This is a genomic window from Mesorhizobium sp. LNHC229A00 (assembly GCF_000502415.1).
In the GTDB taxonomy this organism is placed as follows: Bacteria; Pseudomonadota; Alphaproteobacteria; order Rhizobiales; family Rhizobiaceae; genus Mesorhizobium.
The window spans coordinates 30538-47249 of the sequence record NZ_AYWQ01000020.1 but is presented as its reverse complement, the minus strand read 5'-3'; the positions used below and the strand labels follow the sequence as shown (position 1 = coordinate 47249).

At 64.0% G+C, this 16712-nt stretch carries 16 protein-coding genes and 1 pseudogene; 13 read left to right on the top strand and 4 right to left on the bottom strand.

What is annotated here, in order from left to right:
• Positions 1-284: 284 nt before the first annotated feature.
• Both X742_RS144035 and X742_RS144040 read left to right on the top strand, forming a co-directional pair.
• The gene (locus tag X742_RS144035) at positions 285-1454 is read left to right on the top strand and encodes a DUF1972 domain-containing protein (RefSeq protein ID WP_023794554.1); all 1170 of its coding nucleotides are present in this window, start codon (positions 285-287) and stop codon (positions 1452-1454) included.
• On the top strand, positions 1451-2719 hold the full coding sequence (locus tag X742_RS144040) for a cellulase family glycosylhydrolase (RefSeq protein ID WP_023774641.1): 1269 nt from the start codon (positions 1451-1453) through the stop codon (positions 2717-2719). Before X742_RS144035 ends, X742_RS144040 begins: the two co-directional genes overlap by 4 nt.
• Before the next feature lie 69 nt (positions 2720-2788).
• Here X742_RS144040 and X742_RS144045 read toward each other — a convergent pair whose 3' ends face one another.
• The gene (locus X742_RS144045) at positions 2789-4135 is read right to left on the bottom strand and encodes a VpsF family polysaccharide biosynthesis protein (RefSeq protein WP_023774640.1); all 1347 of its coding nucleotides are present in this window, start codon (positions 4133-4135) and stop codon (positions 2789-2791) included.
• 1 nt (position 4136) lies between these two features.
• Positions 4137-6269 (bottom strand): Wzz/FepE/Etk N-terminal domain-containing protein, encoded by a 2133-nt coding sequence (locus X742_RS144050; RefSeq protein WP_031248421.1) that lies wholly within the window; start codon positions 6267-6269, stop codon positions 4137-4139.
• A gap of 264 nt (positions 6270-6533) precedes the next feature.
• On the opposite strand from X742_RS144050, the gene X742_RS144055 reads away from it, so the two are divergent.
• The 9 genes and pseudogenes from X742_RS144055 to X742_RS144085 all read left to right on the top strand — a co-directional run bounded on the left by X742_RS144055 (position 6534) and on the right by X742_RS144085 (position 13109).
• Positions 6534-8057, top strand: coding sequence for a hypothetical protein (locus X742_RS144055; protein ID WP_023774638.1), 1524 nt, complete (start codon positions 6534-6536; stop codon positions 8055-8057).
• 95 nt (positions 8058-8152) lie between these two features.
• Positions 8153-9361, top strand: a complete 1209-nt coding sequence (locus X742_RS144060) for an NAD(P)/FAD-dependent oxidoreductase (RefSeq protein WP_023774637.1) — start codon at positions 8153-8155, stop codon at positions 9359-9361.
• A gap of 192 nt (positions 9362-9553) precedes the next feature.
• Positions 9554-9757 (top strand): hypothetical protein, encoded by a 204-nt coding sequence (locus tag X742_RS144065; RefSeq protein WP_023774636.1) that lies wholly within the window; start codon positions 9554-9556, stop codon positions 9755-9757.
• 31 nt (positions 9758-9788) lie between these two features.
• Positions 9789-10016, top strand: coding sequence for a hypothetical protein (locus X742_RS04165; RefSeq protein WP_023774635.1), 228 nt, complete (start codon positions 9789-9791; stop codon positions 10014-10016).
• Positions 10017-10135: 119 nt separating this feature from the next.
• Entirely contained in the window at positions 10136-10333 is a 198-nt protein-coding gene (locus X742_RS144070) for a hypothetical protein (RefSeq protein WP_023774634.1), read from the top strand.
• Positions 10334-10380: 47 nt separating this feature from the next.
• Positions 10381-11412, top strand: coding sequence for a hydroxyacid dehydrogenase (locus X742_RS144075; RefSeq protein WP_023774633.1), 1032 nt, complete (start codon positions 10381-10383; stop codon positions 11410-11412).
• A gap of 142 nt (positions 11413-11554) precedes the next feature.
• A complete protein-coding gene (locus X742_RS144080; RefSeq protein ID WP_023774632.1) occupies positions 11555-11911 on the top strand; it encodes a hypothetical protein in 357 nt (118 codons plus the stop codon).
• A gap of 246 nt (positions 11912-12157) precedes the next feature.
• A pseudogene (locus tag X742_RS1000000176005) lies at positions 12158-12283 on the top strand (XRE family transcriptional regulator); the annotation flags it as partial.
• A gap of 148 nt (positions 12284-12431) precedes the next feature.
• Positions 12432-13109 carry a GntR family transcriptional regulator gene (locus tag X742_RS144085; protein ID WP_023774631.1) on the top strand — a complete coding sequence of 226 codons (678 nt, stop codon included), beginning with the start codon at positions 12432-12434 and terminating at the stop codon, positions 13107-13109.
• Positions 13110-13168: 59 nt separating this feature from the next.
• On the opposite strand, the gene X742_RS144090 is transcribed toward X742_RS144085, so the two are convergent.
• Both X742_RS144090 and X742_RS144095 read right to left on the bottom strand, forming a co-directional pair.
• Entirely contained in the window at positions 13169-14170 is a 1002-nt protein-coding gene (locus tag X742_RS144090; protein ID WP_031248420.1) for an NADP-dependent oxidoreductase, read from the bottom strand.
• 27 nt (positions 14171-14197) lie between these two features.
• Entirely contained in the window at positions 14198-15013 is an 816-nt protein-coding gene (locus X742_RS144095) for an oxidoreductase (protein ID WP_023774629.1), read from the bottom strand.
• Between the two features lie 103 nt (positions 15014-15116).
• On the opposite strand from X742_RS144095, the gene X742_RS144100 reads away from it, so the two are divergent.
• Both X742_RS144100 and X742_RS144105 read left to right on the top strand, forming a co-directional pair.
• Positions 15117-15710, top strand: a complete 594-nt coding sequence (locus X742_RS144100; protein WP_023774628.1) for a TetR/AcrR family transcriptional regulator — start codon at positions 15117-15119, stop codon at positions 15708-15710.
• A 412-nt stretch (positions 15711-16122) separates the two neighbouring features.
• On the top strand, positions 16123-16425 hold the full coding sequence (locus X742_RS144105; RefSeq protein ID WP_023774627.1) for a hypothetical protein: 303 nt from the start codon (positions 16123-16125) through the stop codon (positions 16423-16425).
• Positions 16426-16712 lie beyond the last annotated feature (287 nt).

Genomic DNA, 16712 nt, shown 5'->3' with positions numbered 1-16712 from the left:
ACGTCCTCCGCCGATGTGGCGCACAGAAGTCCATGAGCAAGGATCATGCCGGCCCTGATTTCTCTGTCCGCGGGTCGCACGGTCGCGGCATTGCCTTGTTTCGATACACATACGCTGGGATAGTTGACCGATAGTGAAACAACTCCGGCCGCTGGAAGAAATATTTTACACCCCAGTGCCATGATAGCTGGAACTGAGTCTGGCACGGATATCGCTGGGCTGGGTTTTCAGAGGGGACGGCCCGCGCATTGCGGAATCGAGCGGATTTGAAAGCGCCAGCAGCCATGAGACCTGAAATGCCCACCATCCTGATTCTCGGGACGCGCGGCATTCCAGCGGCCCATGGTGGATTTGAAACCTTCGCCGAGAAGCTCGCGCTGTTTCTGGCCGGGCGCGGCTGGAAGGTCGGCGTCTATTGCCAGGAGGAGGTCGAGCGGGTCGACCAAAGGGTACGTGTCGACACCTGGAACGGCATCGATCTCATCCATATCCAGGTCGCCTCGAAAGGCCCTCGCGCGACACTGGAATTCGACTGGCAATGCGTGCTCGACGCCGCCCGGCGGCCAGGCATCTGCCTGGTGCTCGGCTATAATGGCGCGATCTTCCTGACCTGGCTGAGGCTGATGCGGCGCAAGATCATCACCAACATGGACGGCATCGAGTGGCGCCGGCCCAAATGGGGTGTGGCTGCGCGCGCGTGGTTCTGGCTAAACGAATGGATAGGCGCCTGGGCCTCGCACCGCCTGGTCGCCGACCATCCGGTGATCGCGGATCACCTGGCGACCCGCCGGCCGCGCAGCGCCATCGCCACCATCACCTACGGCGCCGACCCGGTTACATCGGCACCGGAGACGTCGGTGCGCGCGCTCGGCCTGGAGCCTGGCGAGTACCTGATCTCGATCGCGCGTATCGAGCCCGACAACAACATCCTGCCGATGGTCGAGGCCTTCTGCAGCCGGAAGCGCGACATGAAGCTGGTGGTGCTGGGCACGCTTTCCCCCGATATCCCTTACCATGTCGCCGTCCGCAAGGCGGCGAACGCCTCGGTGGTGCTGCCCGGCGCGATCTACGACCAGGCGGCGGTGAAGGCGCTGCGTTTTCACGCGCGCGCCTATCTGCATGGCCATACCGTCGGCGGCACCAACCCGTCGCTGGTCGAGGCGCTGGCCGCCGGCAACATGGTCATCGCCCATGACAATCCCTACAACAGATGGACCGCCGGCGCGGCCGCCATCTTCTTCACCGACCGGCAGAGTTGCGCCGAGCGGATGCGGCAGGCGATGGAAGATGAAGCGCTGGTCAGGACCTGCGGCGCGGCCGCGAGGGCCCGCGCCAACGAAGCTTTCCGCTGGGACGATGTCCTGCTTGCCTATGAAACCGAAGCCTACCGCCTTCTGGGGGTGAGCGCCGCCGCTGCCCAGCCAGTCGACCGTCCCTCGCCCGGAGCCGTATGACGGGCTGGTCGCGACGGCGGCTGCTGAGGACCGCGCTGTCGACGGCGCTGGTGCCCGCAACGGCAGCACTCTCGGCCGCATCGCCCGCGCCGGCCGCCGCCGGCGAATGGCGTTTTCGCCACGGCGTCAACGCCTGGCCCTGGTTCGCGCTCACACGCGAGTTTCCCGCGCCGCGCACCGACTATGACTGGCCGCCCTTCCAATCGCAGCGGCCGGTGCCGACACCGGACGACCTTCGCCGGCTGCGCCGGACCGGGCTCGACTTCGTCCGCCTGCCGGTCGATCCCGGCCCTTTCCTGGCCGCCGATGCCGCCACGCGCACAAAATTGCTGGCGATGCTGGACGATGCCGTCGCGGCAGTCATCGATGCGGATCTCGGCATCATCGTCAACGTGCAGGCCAACGGCGCCACCCATTACTGGAATCCCGACCGCATGGTTTCCAGCACCGCCGCGCCCGAATTCGAAGCCTATCGCGCGCTGGTGGGCACGCTTGCCGGCAGGCTGCAGCGGTTCCCGTCGGGCATGGTGGCGCTGGAACCGGTCAACGAGCCGCCGCAATCCTGCTCGTCAAACGTCTGGTCTCTGGTCCAGGCGGCGCTTTTGACGGCAGCCAGGGCATCGTCGTCGACCTTGCCGCTTGTCGTCACCGGCGGTTGCGGCTCGATGGTGAGCGGGCTTGCCGCGCTCGATCCGGAACCGCTGGCGGCCTTCGAGCCGATCCTGTTCACCTTTCATTTCTACGAACCCTATCTGTTCAGCCATCAGGGCGCACCCTGGATGCGCGAGCCCGTCTACCGCGCGCTCAACAACGTGCCGTGGCCGGCCTCCGCCGGTTCGCTCGAACGGACGCTGGCCTCGGTCAGGGCCCGCATGGCCGGGGACACCGAAACCTCGGAAGCCGACAAGCAGGCCGCCTATGCCGAAACCGAACGCGTGCTGACGGTCTATTTCGACGCCAGGCCCGATCGCTGGTTCGTCGACAAATATATCGGCCAGGCGCGCGGCTGGGCCGACAGCCATGGCATCGCGCCGACGCGCGTCATCATGGGCGAATTCGGCGCGCTCCGCACCGACGCCCGCTACGTCGCCGCCCCCAACCCGGACCGCGCCCGCTACATCGCCGATGTAAGGCAGAGCGCCGAGGCATCCGGCTTCCCGTGGGCCTTCTGGGACCTGTTCGACGGCATGGGCATGATGGACGACAAAACCCGCTCGCTCGACCCGGCGATGGTGGATGCATTGGGGTTGAGTATGCCGGAATAAGCGCCTTCCAGATGCGGCCGAGTTCCTTGTCCCCCGTCCGCCAGGACAGGGGGAGCGCGCCGTAGAGCGCTACCTCGGCACACCTTGCGCGCCCGGACGCCCCGCCACCTTCACCGGCCTGTAAAGCGCCAGCGCTATCACCACGAACTTGGTCATCAGCGTCGTCTTGGACGCCAGGCTTTCGGAGGTGTTGAGCAGGATCAGCCAGCCCAGCATAGTCAGCCAGATGCCGGGATGGCAGCGGCGCGCCACTTCGTGCATGAACAGCACGAAGCCGAAAAACAACAGCAGGGTGAAGAAGGCGCCCTGATACAGGAGCAGGCGGATGATCGGGTTCTCGATGCCCTGTTCGAGGCCGTTGATGCGGCGCAGGCTTTCGATGAGATCGATGTCGGGCCCCACGATCAGGTCGCGCGGTTCGAAATGCTTGAACAACTCGAACATTTCGACGCGGGCATTGGCGCTGCCGCTGTCCGACACGAAGCGCTCCAGCAGCGCGTCGAAGAAGCCGTAGGAGAACAGCATGACGACCACGACCGGCAACAGCGAGGCGAGCATGACGGCAAGGGCGGCACCCGGCAGGCTGATGCGCCCTCGCCGCAGATAAGCCACGCCGCTGAAAAGCAGATAGATGCCGCCGAGCGCGATCGTCGTCACCATCGCCGAGCGCCCGCCAAATACGACCAGCGCCGCGCATTGCAGGCCGATCAGCCCGAGCCGCAGCGGCATGGACAGGGATTTCGAACCGGAGAGCAGCGCCAGCACATAGATCGAGGTGATCGTGGCATTGGACAGAGGATGGCCCTGGAGCGCCGTCGAGCGCAGGTCGTTCATGAACACCTCGCCGTCGAGCCGGTAGGGAAAGACCAGCGTCTTGGTGGCGAACTCGAACAGCGCCAGCAGCGCGTTCACCGTCATCACCGCGTGCACCACGGTTTGCATGCGGGCGAACGTCTTTTCGTCGGCCTCGGCCAGCATCATCACCAGCAGCGCCGCCGCCACGAACGTGTCGATCATGCCGGCCATGCCGGGGCGTTGCCTGATGATGACGACGACCAGCAGCATGATCGACATGACGGCCAGCAGCGCGCTGGCCGGCCGCCTGTCGGCGATGGTTAGCATGTAGCCGACCGGGTTGCCGAACGTGCAGGCGCGCCAGGCGAACATCAGCACGAGCAGATAGGTGGAAGGATGGATCTTGGTCGCCGGATTGCCGGTCAGGCCGTCGTAATTGTAGCCCACCAGCCACAGCATGCCACCCGAAATACTGAACAGCAGCGCCACCACCGCGACCAGGCCGTAGCCGGTCACCCAGTCAACGGAATTGCCGGTGCGGGGCGCGGTCGGGGCTTGACCCTGGCCGGCCCAGCCCGCCGCCGGGGTGGCGGACCGGGCGGCGCCCCGGATGGCAGCCATGTCAGGCCGCCTCGTCGACCAGCAAGGCGCCGGTCGGCAACCGCCCCATGACGGAAATGGCTTGCGAGGCCGCCGTGATATCGCGCATCGGCGTCGCGTTCAGCGTGGCGACGAGCACGATCTCGTCGACCATGGCGACCAGCGGTGAGGCGTTGAGATTGTCGGCCAGCGCGCCGCCGTCGACGACGACGAGTTCGAAATTGCGGCTCGCCTGGGCCAGCATATGCTGTGTGAAATAGACGCCCTGCGCCTCGGAAAAGGCAGCCTTCGGCCGACCCTTCCCCAGAAGCGCGACGTTGCTGCCGGGCGCGTATTGGCTGAGCGCTTCGAACGCGTATTCGCCGCGCAGCACGTCGAGGAGACCTGGCTGCGGCTCTTTCTGGCTGCCGCCGGCATTGTTGGTGTCGATGAACAGGACACGGCTGCCCCTGGCAGCCGCCGCATTGGCCAGCAGGCGCGCCACCCGGCCCCGCTGCGCGGAGTCTTCTGGCGCCGACGTCACCAGGATGGACGGTACCAGCGGCCAGTTCGGCGGACGCCGGCTGGACGAGAACAGGCGTCTCAACGCCAGGCCGGCAACCGCGTCCATCTTCTGTCCGGCCGGCGCGGCGGCGCCGCCGAAAGGCCACCAGCGACGGCGCGCTGATTTTGCCGGCAGCACGCCCACCACGGGCGCGTCGATGGCGGATTGCATCTGCGCGCTGGAAAGCACCGTCGGCGACGAGTATTCCGCGATCAGCGCCATGCCGGTGCCGAGCCCCAGCCCGCCGAAGAACGCGCCGAATACCAACAGCAACAGCGGCGGCCAGCTCTTCTTCAGGGCCGGCATGGCGTCGGAGATGATGCGCGCATTGGTGCTGTCGACATTGACCTGCTCGCGCGTTTCCTGCGCCCGTTGCAGATAGGTGGCATAGACGGAGCGCACCGCCTCGAGATCGCGTTGCAGTTCGCGCAGCTTGACCGAGGCCTGGTCGGTGTCGAGCGACTTGCTCTTCATGCCCGCGACCTTCGCTTCCAGCGCCTGCTGGTTAGCCAGCGCCCGCTCGTAGTCGGTTTCGGCGGCGGCGCCGATACGACCGAGTTCCCGCGCGATGAGCGCGCGCGTGTCGCGCAATTGCTGCTGGGCCGCCATCATCGAAGGATGGCGCGGCCCGAGCTCCGTGCCGAGCTGCGAAACCTGGTCGACAAGTGTCGCCTCCTGCGCCCGCAGGCTCGAAATCACCGCCGAGCGCATCGCTTCCGAGGTCGCGTCGGGCGCGCCGCCGGACCGGCGCAACTGGTCGACCTGCGCCTTCAGCGTCGCGGTGCGGCTCTGTGCGGCGGCGAGCTGCGTGTTGATCTCGGTCAGTTCCTGGTCGCTGACCAGATTGCCGGCGGCCATCACCATATTGTTGGCCGACTTGTAGGCCTCGACCGCATTCTCGGCCCGCTGGACGCGCTTGCGCTGTTCGTCCAGCCGCGCCGTGATCGAGTCGGAAGCATCCGTGGCCATCTTCGCGCGCGCGCTCGCCTGATCGGCCAGGTAGGCCTGCGCGATGGCATTGGCGAGCTTCGCCGCCTTGTCGGCGCTCTTGGCGGTTACGATCACGTCGAGGACCAGCACCTTGTCGGCCCGCTTGACCGCAAGCCGCCGGCGCAACGCATCGAGCGTCTTTCCCGTCTTGTCGGTTTCGGCCGACCCCAAGCCTAGCACGCCGCCGAGCAGGCGGTTCAACAATCCGCCCTGCCCGTTGAATTCCGGGTCGTCGGTCAGGTTGGTCGCCGCGATTGCCCTGAGCAGCACGCCGCTCGACTGGACGACGGCAACCTGGCTTTCCACCATGGTGATGCCGCCATCGGGTGGAACGCGGCTCGGATTGACGTCGTTGGTGACCACCTGCAGGTCCTGCGGATCGACGATGATCTCCGCCGCCGAGCTGTAAAGCGCCGGGGTGAACAGTCCATAGAGCAGCGCCGCGAGGGTCAGCAGCGCGGCGGTGGCGAGGATCAGGAAACGGCGGCGCACCAGAATGCGCTTCAGGTCACCCAGCTCGACGGTCGAGGACGGATAGGACGCGGCCGGCGGTGGCTCCGGCGCATATTGCATCACCTCGGGAGCGTGTTGTTGCGGCAACGAGAGCAGGGATGATTGCAAAGGTCGCTCCGACAACACTCCATGTGCCCCAAAAGCTTAAATTGCGGCTTCAGCCTAGCTATTACTCCAACTGTTAAAACACTGTTAATTATGTTGGGAGCTCTTTTGGTTTTTGGCACGGAGTTTGCGTAGCAGAGGCATGGGCCATGTTGACAGGGCGCAAGCGAGCGGGAAACGAATGCCAGTCCGACCGTCGCCCCACCAGATCGGGCCTAAGAATCGAACACTGGCCAATACCGAACATCAGAATTCTTGGGGTGCGACATGCGGGTGAGCCTGCGCCTGGACAGCGACTGCCTCCGTGCTTTTCACCTGCTGCTGCTGCAGCGCCTTGCCGCGCTCGCCGAGATCGCGGTCAGCGTCGACGCACGCCCAGCCGGGAGCTGCATTCCGGGCAGCGTCGCGGCACTGTTTCAGCTTGAAACGGTCATCCATGGCTTGCCCGCGGACGGACTGGCCAAGCGCCTGCCCTTGTCGGCGTTGGCACCCTACCGCACGCACCCCGCCGCCGCGCCCGACCTCGTGGTCGACCTCTGCGGCGATGTGCCAATAGAGGGAACACGCGTATGGCATGTGACCTATGACGGCGCCGGCGGCGAAGCGGCCCTGCTGGCGTCGATCCTCGATGGCCGGACCCCGCGGGCCCGCATAGAGGAGAACGGCGGCGTCGTCGCCGAAGGACGCCTGGGGACCGAATATGGTGGCATCGCGCTCGCCTCGTTCCAGGACATGCTGGCGCGCACGGCAAGCCTGATCCTGGCGGCGGTGACAGGCGCGGCGCGGGGCGCCCTACCCGTCCTGCCCGAGCCGGTGGACGGCAGGGGGCCGCCTTCGCTGCCCTCGGCCGGCAAGCTCGGCGTCAGGGCGGGCAAGGCATTGGCGCGGCGCATCGTCCAGAAGGTCTACCATCTCTGCTACAACGCCCCGCACTGGAAGGTCGGCTGGCGCGAAACCGGCGGGCGGGATCTGTTCGACCTGCGCGCGCATCCGGCCTCGGGCTGGCATGAGCTGCCCGACGACGGCAGCCGCTTCTACGCCGATCCGTTCCCTATCCTTCATCAAGGACAGGTAACCCTGTTCGTCGAGGACTATATCCACCGCCTGGGCCGAGCCATCATTTCCGCCGTGCCGTTTGGTCCGTCGGGGCCGATCGGCCGTCCGGAGCCGGTGCTCGATCTGCCCTACCACCTCTCCTACCCCTTCGTCTTCGAGCGTGACGACGAGGTCTGGATGGTGCCCGAAAGCTGCGCCAACCGGACGGTGGATCTCTACCGCGCCACCGCCTTCCCGGGCGGATGGGTCAAGGAAGCGACGCTGCTGTCCGACATCGTCGCCAGCGACGCCACCTTGGTCGAGCATGGCGGCTCGTGGTGGCTGTTCGCCACCGTTCGGGACGGTGAAGGCAGCGCCCGGCACGGCGGCGGCGCCTTCTCCGACGCGCTGCATCTGTGGTCGGCGCCGGACTTTCGCGGCCCCTGGACGCCGCATCCCAGGAACCCGGTGCTGATCGACATCGCCTCGGCGCGGCCGGCCGGACGCATGGTCGAACGCAACGGCCAGTTGCTGCGTCCGGTACAGGACTGCCGCGGGAGCTACGGCGGCGCCCTTGGCATCGCACGCGTCACTCACCTTGATTTGAACGGCATGGAGCAGCATGTCGAGACGATCTTAACCCCCGGCGCGCTATGGAGTGGGCGTAAGCTGCACACGCTCAACGAGGCGGGCGGCCTGGAGTTCATCGACGGCTCGGCGATCGCGCCGCGCTGGAAAAGAGGTGGCCGTGGTTAACCTAAACGTTTGTTACTACCGGCCACCCGCGCTGGTTGCTTGAGGTTGATTATGGTCCGGAAGATATTTTCCACCACGGATTGTGGAGACAGAAGATGACCAGCATGAAGGGCAGCGAGATGACAACCGTCGACGCTGTCCCGGCCGAAGTCGACGTCGCGATCGTTGGCGCTGGAATGGCCGGCACCACGCTGGCAACCGTGTTGGCAAAAGCCGGCCGCAAGGTGGCACTGATCGATCCGCACCGCGTTCATCACGAAGAGTTCCGGGCCGAGAAAATCGGTAGCGATCAGATACGGCTGTTCGAGAAGCTCGGCCTCGACGAAACGATCATGCGGCTCGTCACGCCGTTTGACGACATTCATGTTTTCCGCCTTGGCCAATTGTTCGCGCGTGAGCGCAGGCCCGAATACGCATTTTCCTATGCCGCGTTGATTAACGGGCTGCGCGATGCCCTTCCTCCGCAAGTGCCGATAACCGTCGGCAAGGTCGCCGAGGTCTCGACCGGGCCGGATCGGCAGCGCCTTGTGCTGAACGACGGCAGGGTCATCACGGCTCGCCTGCTGGTGGTCGCCACCGGTCACAGCGAAGCGGTGCGGCGCGCCATCGGCGTCGAGCGGGTCGAGCAATCGAAAGCTCATTCGCTGTCGATGGGTTTCGACCTCGCCATTCCGCCGCGCGAATGCGTCTACCAGGCCGTCACCTGCTACGGCAGGCGGGCCAGCGACCGCGTCGCCTACATCACCGTCTTTCCCCTCGGCGACAAGATGCGGGCCAACATGTTCGTCTATCGCACCGTGGCCGAACAATGGACGAGGGATTTTCGGGCCGATCCGCGGAAGATGCTTTGCGAATTGATGCCTGAAATATCGGCCCAATGCGGCAACTTCGCTGTCTCAAGTCCCGTCGAGGTCCGGCAGATCAACCTTACCACGACGCAAGGCCATCGCCGCGACGGGGTCGTCTTCATCGGTGACGCGTTCTGGACGACATGCCCGACGCCGGGCGTCGGCATAGGGCGGGTTATGATCGACGTCGATCAGCTCCATTCCGTGCACATTCCACGCTGGCTGGAGACGCCAGGCATGGCGGCGGACAAGATCGCCGCCTTCTATGACGATCCGGTCAAGCGGGCCTCCGATGAGGCCGGCATGCGTGTGAGCATCTACGCCAGGCGGATCACCACCGAAACCGGGCTGGAATGGCGCGCGCGGCGCCTGCGCAACAACACGGCACGCAGGCTGATGATCATCGGCCGCAAGGTGCGCCATTTGGGAATGCGGCGGCAGCCGGGCATGGCGTGAGGGGTTTCCCACCCCTTATCGTCATAAAGGCACTTCCGTGGTTCTGCCCTCGAGGCAGCACCTCTACCCGCCTACCGGAGAAGGAAACCGCCGGAGCGCTTCATCGGGAAACGGCGCTCAAAAAGCAGATCGAGTGCCGTTCGGTGGGAACAAGCGGCTTGCCGACAGGTTATTCCCGCAGGAGATCCTGTCATGGTCAAGAATATCGACCGCGCGTTGCAGGATGCTATTCTGGCAATGCGCATTCTTCGCAAATCCATCATTGATCATGGGCATATGGAAGCCATGGCCGAATTTGACGGCTTGATGAGCGTGACCATATCAGAGGCCGAGCGCCAACTCACCAGTTGGCAGACCGGTCATCGCGCCGAGCTATCGGACCACGCAGAACCCTGACGCGATCTCAAGGATCGCACATGAGGGAACCTTGCCGAACGGCATTGGTTTCATGGAATGCTATACGCCGCCGGAGGACAAAGTGGCCCGATTGGTCGACAAGCATAAGCTTGAAAGAGCCGATCGCGAGTCGCGGCTCATCCTTGACGCCGAACGGCAGGCCCGCGACGCGAAGACGGCGCGGCTTCGCAAGCAGCGGCTGTCCGCCGAGCCAAGCGGCGAGCGACAGAAGCCCGCCGCGCCGAAGCGACGTGGATGACGGCCTGCTGTTCCGCAAAAGCAAAAGGCGCGATCGGTCGATCGCCCCTTTGTTTCAGCAGGCGAATGCACTTTTCCATTCAGAGCTTGGCCGGTAACCCTGAAGGTCCAGCGAGAGCAGTGACGGCCGAAAGCCGTTCGCGCTTGTGCCAGGTTGGCTTCTCGTATTTCTTCACCAGCTATCTCCCCTTGGTGGATACCGCAGAGAAGACCGGCTTCGCCGCCAATGTCAATCGTACCAGGACGACCATGGTGTTCGAAACGCCTGCGCCGGGTGAATCGGTCTCCCGTGCTTTCAAATCCGCCGGTACAGGATAGATTTAGGATCGAGAAAGCGCCACAAGCCGCCTGGGAGGACCTTGCCAATGTCAGACACCGCCTTGCCGCTGGTGATCAGCGCGCCCGAGCCGCGTACGCTCGAACTGATCTTCACGCCGCCAAAGCTGGCGCGCCTCAAAGCACATTATCGCATCGTCGAGACGACGCCCGACGGCGTGGCGCGGCTGCCGCCCGAGCTGCTGGCCGAGGCCCGCTACATCGTCGGCCAGCCGCCGATCTCGCCGCGGACGCTTGAGGCGATGAAAACGCTGCGCTGCGTCTTCAATGTCGAGAGCAACCTCCTCGACAACATGCCCTACGAAACACTGTTCGCACGGGGCATCCATGTCGTCACGACGGGCCTGGTCTTCGCCGAGCCGGTAGCCGAGCTCGGCCTGGCCATGGCGCTCAACCTTGCCCGTGGCATCGTCGATGCCGACCTTGCTTTCCGCAAAGGCGAGGAATTGTGGGGCGGCGACGGCAACCAGACGGCGCGGCTGCTTTCGGGAGCCGATGTCGGCATCATCGGCTTCGGCGATCTCGGCCGCGCCCTCAACCGCCTGCTGTCGGGCTTCCGCACCCACACGAAGGTGTTCGACCCCTGGCTGCCGCCGTCGATCCTGAGGGAAAACGGCGTCGAGCCGGCCTCGCTGGACGAGGTGCTGTCATCAAGCGACTTCGTCTTCGTCGTCGCTTCGGTAACCTCCGAGAACCAGGGGTTTCTCGGCGCCGACGCTTTTGGCAGGATGCGCAAGGGAGCCGCCTTCATCCTGCTCAGCCGTGCCGGCGTGGTCGATTTCCCCGCCTTGATGGCGGCGGTAAGGAGCGGTCACATCCTTGCCGCCAGCGACGTCTTTCCCGAGGAGCCGCTGGCGGGCGACCATCCCGTGCGCGCGCTGCCCGGCTTCCTGCGCTCCGCCCACCGGGCCGGCGCCCTCGACATCGCCTTCAAACGCATGGGCGACATGGTGCTGGAGGACATGGACCTGATCGATCGCGGCCTGCCGCCACTGCGCTCCAAACGCGCCGAGCGCGAGACGGTGTCGAGGATGCGCTCGAAGCCGTCGGACAGGAATTAAGCAACCGCGCCGGTGTGAGCATTGCTCAACCCCATCGGCAAGGTTTTGTACCAAACCGTACGTTGAATCCCCTTTGAGATGCACCTTCGGAGGAGTAAAAAACAACCTCTGGGAGGTAGCGATGGTTGGAAGCCATATAGACATGGCGCGGGCAGCTATCGAAGCCAGCCTCCTGCTACGACATCGTTCCATTGCTGGAAACGTCGCCTTTCGCCGCGAAATCGACCATTCCAGGCACGTGATCGCGCAATCGCGCGAGCTTCTGAAACGGCTTCGCCAACGCCAGCGCGATGATAACGGTCCGGCCTGGGAAGATACAGACCCGGTTCCCATCTCAGCGTTCGATGCCGATATTCTGCGCGCTGTGTTTCGAGATCTGGTCTCGGAAGCGAACGTGCCCGAGTGTCAATGGCGCGACTTGGCCAAAAGCCTGGTTCACGAGTTTACCGGCTGCGAGCTGGTCGAGACCGGCTTGATAGAATGGCTCATTCACAAATAGTGATCCGCCAAGGCCCGTGAGCCCGTCCCCCAAGGGATGCCCGCGCTTCCTGATGGAACGATCGTGCCGCCGGCTGGTTTTGCAAATGGTCGGGCGGTGGGAAGCCCGGCGTACTCAGAAGGCCCGTCACGAGTCGCGTCGGTGGCGGGCCTTTCCATGTCCAGCAGCGATATTGGCCGAAGGTCCCATTCGCGCNTATCAGCCATAGCTTGATTAATGGTCCGGACGTCTTTGGGGGACGGCATCGTGCCAATTCGCAGGAATCTTGCCGCCAATCCGAGACGGCTGGTCAGCGGCCACGCGTCGGTGAGCGCCGTTTGCCGCGGACTGGGCATGAACCGCTCGCAGTTCGAGCGTTACCTGCAAGGCAAGGAGGATCAGCCTGCGGCAGGCGATGCGGATGTGCGGCGTCGTCAGCCTCGACGATACGCGCCTCGACCAGCTTGTGGCCAGCCTCGCGCGCGAAAGCTAGAGTGGTCGAGGCCAATGACGATTTGGCCGGGCCAGCAAGAGGATCGCGATGCTCAACACGGTCGACTATGGCGGCAAGGAAGCCGATATTGTCCATGCGCTGGAGGAAGACATCATCTTTGGCCGGCTGGCGCCCGGCACGCGCCTGGTCGAGGACGTGCTGCTGGCCCGCTTCCCGGTCTCGCGCCACACCATCCGCCAGGCCCTCTATCAACTGGAAAGGCTTGGCGTCGCCACGCGCGAGCGCAACAAGGGTGCCACGGTGCGCCGGCTCGCCCCCGAGGAAGTCCGCCAGATCTACGAGGTGCGCGAGATGCTGCAGCGCCAGGCCGCGCTGATGATCCGGCTGCCGGCGAGCGAGGCGCTGATCGCCGAGTTGGCTGAGATCCACCGCGTCTACAGCGCCCATGTCGACGCCGGCTACCTCAGAGGCATCCATGAGGCCAACGACCGCTTCCACCTCACCATGTTCTCGGCCTGCGGCAACGCCTATCTGGTGTCCTCGATCGAGCACTATATGCGCCTCAGCCTGCCGGTACGGGCGAATTCGCTGGCCGACCGGGACAAGCTCGAGATCTCGCGCCAGCATCATCTGATGATGATCGAGGCGCTGAAGCGCAGCGACAATTGGGTGCTGGCGCAGCTCTGCGTCGATCACCTGCAGCCAAGCAAGGCGTTTTATCTCAGGGAGGTCGAGGTGGGCCCGGTGGGCCGCGACGCCGGCTGAGACGCGCAACCCGCCGCTCCCCTGAAGCGGCGAAGAGATTCGGGCTCGGCCCGGCGATACTATCTGACCTTCACGACCACCTTGCCCTTGGCGCGCCCCGTCTCGACATAAGCCAGCGCCTCGTTGGTTTTCTCGAACGGGAAAACCTGATCCACGACGGGGCGTATGACACCGGATTGGATGAGCGATGCGATCCTGCTCAGTTGCTCGCCCTGCGCCCACATGAACAGGAACGAATATTCGACACCGGCGCGTCTGGCCTTGCGGCGTATGCCGCGGCTCAGCAGGCGCAGCACCAGGTTCAGGACGATGTTGAGGCCTTTGTCCCTGGCAAATTCGGGATCCGGCGGACCGGAGATGGAGATGAGTTTACCGCCCGGCTTCAGCACATGCAGGGATTTTTCCAGCGTCTTGGCGTCCTGGCTGTTCAGGACGAGGTCGTAGCCGTGCAGGATCTTTTCGAAATCGTCCTTCTTGTAGTCGATGACGATATCGGCGCCGAGGCCTCTCAACAGATCGGCGCTCGCGGCGCCGGCCGTCGTTGCGACGGTGGCGCCGAGATGCTTTGCCAATTGGATGGCGGCGGTCCCGACGCCGCCGGAACCGGCCTGGATGAACACCTTCTGGCCCTTCGTCAGCCCTGCCCTTTCGACAAGCACCTGCCAGGCGGTAAGAGCGACCAACGGAATGGAAGCGGCCTCCTCCATGCTGAGATTGTCCGGCTTCAACGCCACGTCGGCTTCGTCCACGGCGATGAACTCGGCGAATGTCCCGATGCGGCCGTCGCGCGGCCGCGAAAAGACCTCGTCACCAGCCTTGAATTTGCGGACCTTGGATCCGACCCGCATGACGACCCCTGCCACGTCATGGCCCAGGATGAAGGGCGGGCGATAGGGCAATATCAGCTTGAACTCCCCGTCCCGTAGCTTGGAATCAAAAAGGTTCACTCCGGCGGCGTGGACCTCGATCAGGACATCGTTGTCCCCCACATCAGGCTGCGGCATCTCGGCGAGCCGCAACGCTCCCTTCTTTTGATATTTGTCGACGACGAAGGCTTTCATCATGTTCGCTTTCTGAAAATCGTTTGTTTAGGCAGGCAAGCGGAACTGCTTGCGCAACGTCTTGTCGAACATCCCGGCGGGCGCGAAGCGACGCAGCAGGTTGACCAGCCGCGCCGTCTTGCCGGCGGTGTAGCGCCGGCGCTGATGTTTGTTGGTCGCCGCCTTGAGAACCACATTTGCCACCACTTCCGGCGGGTCCGCCTTGGGCATCACGTCGCGAAGCAATGCGTCGACCCCGGCTCGCGCCTGATCATATTCCTTCATGACCGAATCGGGCTCGAACCCATTCTGGTCGAAAACGGTGCGCACGAATGCCGGCGCGATGACCGAGACGCGAATATTGAAGGCACGGATCTCATGATCGAGCGATTCCGAATAACCTTCGAGCGCGTGCTTGACTGCGGAGTAATGCGCCGAATATGGCGCGGGTACCACTCCCAGGATCGAGCCGATATTTATGATGCGTCCTACGCCCTGCCGCCGCATCGACGGCAACACCGCATTGGTCACGCGCATGACGCCGAACAGGTTGACGTCGAACAGCGCCTGCACCTGGGAAACCGAGGATTCTTCGGCTCCTCCAAGCATTCCGACGCCGGCATTGTTGACCAGCAGATCGATGCGGCCGGTCTGCGCGTGGATGGTTGAAACGAGTGCATCGATGGCCATATCGTCGGTCACATCGCAAACCAGCATGGTCACTCCTTTCGGGCTGTCGCCGAGCTTGCGGCGGCTTGTGCCGAACACGGTAAATCCCGCTCGCGCCAACGCTTCCGCGCTGGCGCGGCCGATACCCGAGGAGGCTCCCGTGACGAGCGCCGTCTTTCCCGAATTCCTGTTCATTGGGGCTCCAAAATCATGAGGGGCTATCTTTTTCGCTCCATTAGAATTATGATCGTACTATCATATTACATCCATAATGCAATAGAAGAAAGGAACCGCAGCCATGCGCTATGAAAAAGGCCGGAAGGACGCCTCGCGCGGCCGGATCATTGAGGTGGCCGCCAACCGTTTTCGCGGTGACGGTATCGCTGCGTCGGGGCTGGCAACCATCATGAAAGACGCCGGCTTGACCAACGGGGCCTTCTACCCGCACTTTCAATCCAAGGCGGCGCTTGTCCGTGAAACCGTGGCAGCGGCCCTGGAGGATCAGTCGGACCAGATCCGCGAAGCTTTGGCTGCCGGCGGCCTGGATATGGCCATCGACGCCTATCTGTCGACGGCACACCGGGACAATCCGGGACAGGGCTGCGTGTCTGCCGCATTGTTGCCGGAGATCGCACGCGAGCCTTCCGAAACACGCCAACTCTATACCGAGCGCTTGCTGACCCTGGTGCGCCAGGTAGCGGCGGAACTGCCGCCGCGGACCCGGAACCCGGAAAGCGTTGCGCTGGGCATCTTTGCGACCCTTATCGGCACTCTTCAGATGGCCCGCGCCGTGGACGGAACGGACCTCTCGGGACGCATCCTGGCGGCAGGGGCAAGCGCGGCACGCACGCTGATCCAGGGGGATAACGAGGCTGCCTCGCTCGGGCACTGAAACTTTCCGCAAGCGGGCCTCGTTGCTGCGCAATCGCCTCCCGAGGCGATGACAAGACCCTCCAATCAATGCCTCGCTGGCTGCGCCCGCGAGGCCTTTTTTGTGCGGCGACGAGACCCGTCCTGCGGGAACCGGCACCATCCGCGAACCGCGAAGTTATCCAGAGGGCCAGGCGCCTGGCCGTCCAGCGGTACCGGCGATGCGCCGCGACGGAGAAGGCTGCCAAAAACCAAGCAACCGCCTGTACGCCGTGGCTACCGCTCAATACCGCAAAGGTTTCAAGGTTCTCCGGAACATATTTGGGCGAAGTTTGGAATTTTGGTCTGATAAACCGGAACTTTCGGGCAAACCGTTTCGTTTAAATCTTGATCGTTGCTTCGACGGTCACAAAGCAACAGGGAAGGACCCAGTCATGAACATCAAGATGATTTGCCTTGGCGCCATGGCGCTTTCGATGGCCACCGGTTCGGCTCTCGCGGGATCCAACACGGGAACATCCGCTCTCGACGATCCTGCCAAGATGAAGCCGTTCTACACGGACTCCGGCATGAAGACGATGGTCGGCAATGATGACTTCGTGAAAGCCTGGAAGGCCCTCACGCCTGAAGACCAGACCGCCATGAAGACCGCTTGCGCCGACGAGTCCAAGAACGCCAACCCAACCAACACGCATCCGGAATTCTGCAGTAGCGTGAAATTGAACGGCGGCAGTTGATAAGGCGTTGGCGCCGTAGGCATGGAACAGCCCCGTTCGCGGGGCTGTTTTCGTGACTGCCGTGCTTTGCCTTGCCGTCACCGCCGCTTTGGCCCCGACACAACTGCTCATTCTGCCTCGACTCCAGGCGCCTGCCGCCAGTCCTTATCGTCGACCGACACATTTCCCGCGGCTTCATGAAGAGGAAAAAACAGCGTCCTTGCTCTGGCCATGTTGCACTGCGGAATATATGCTGCATTGCAATATCGGCTACCCGGCGGACGATGACGGCTGGGCGCAAACGAAGG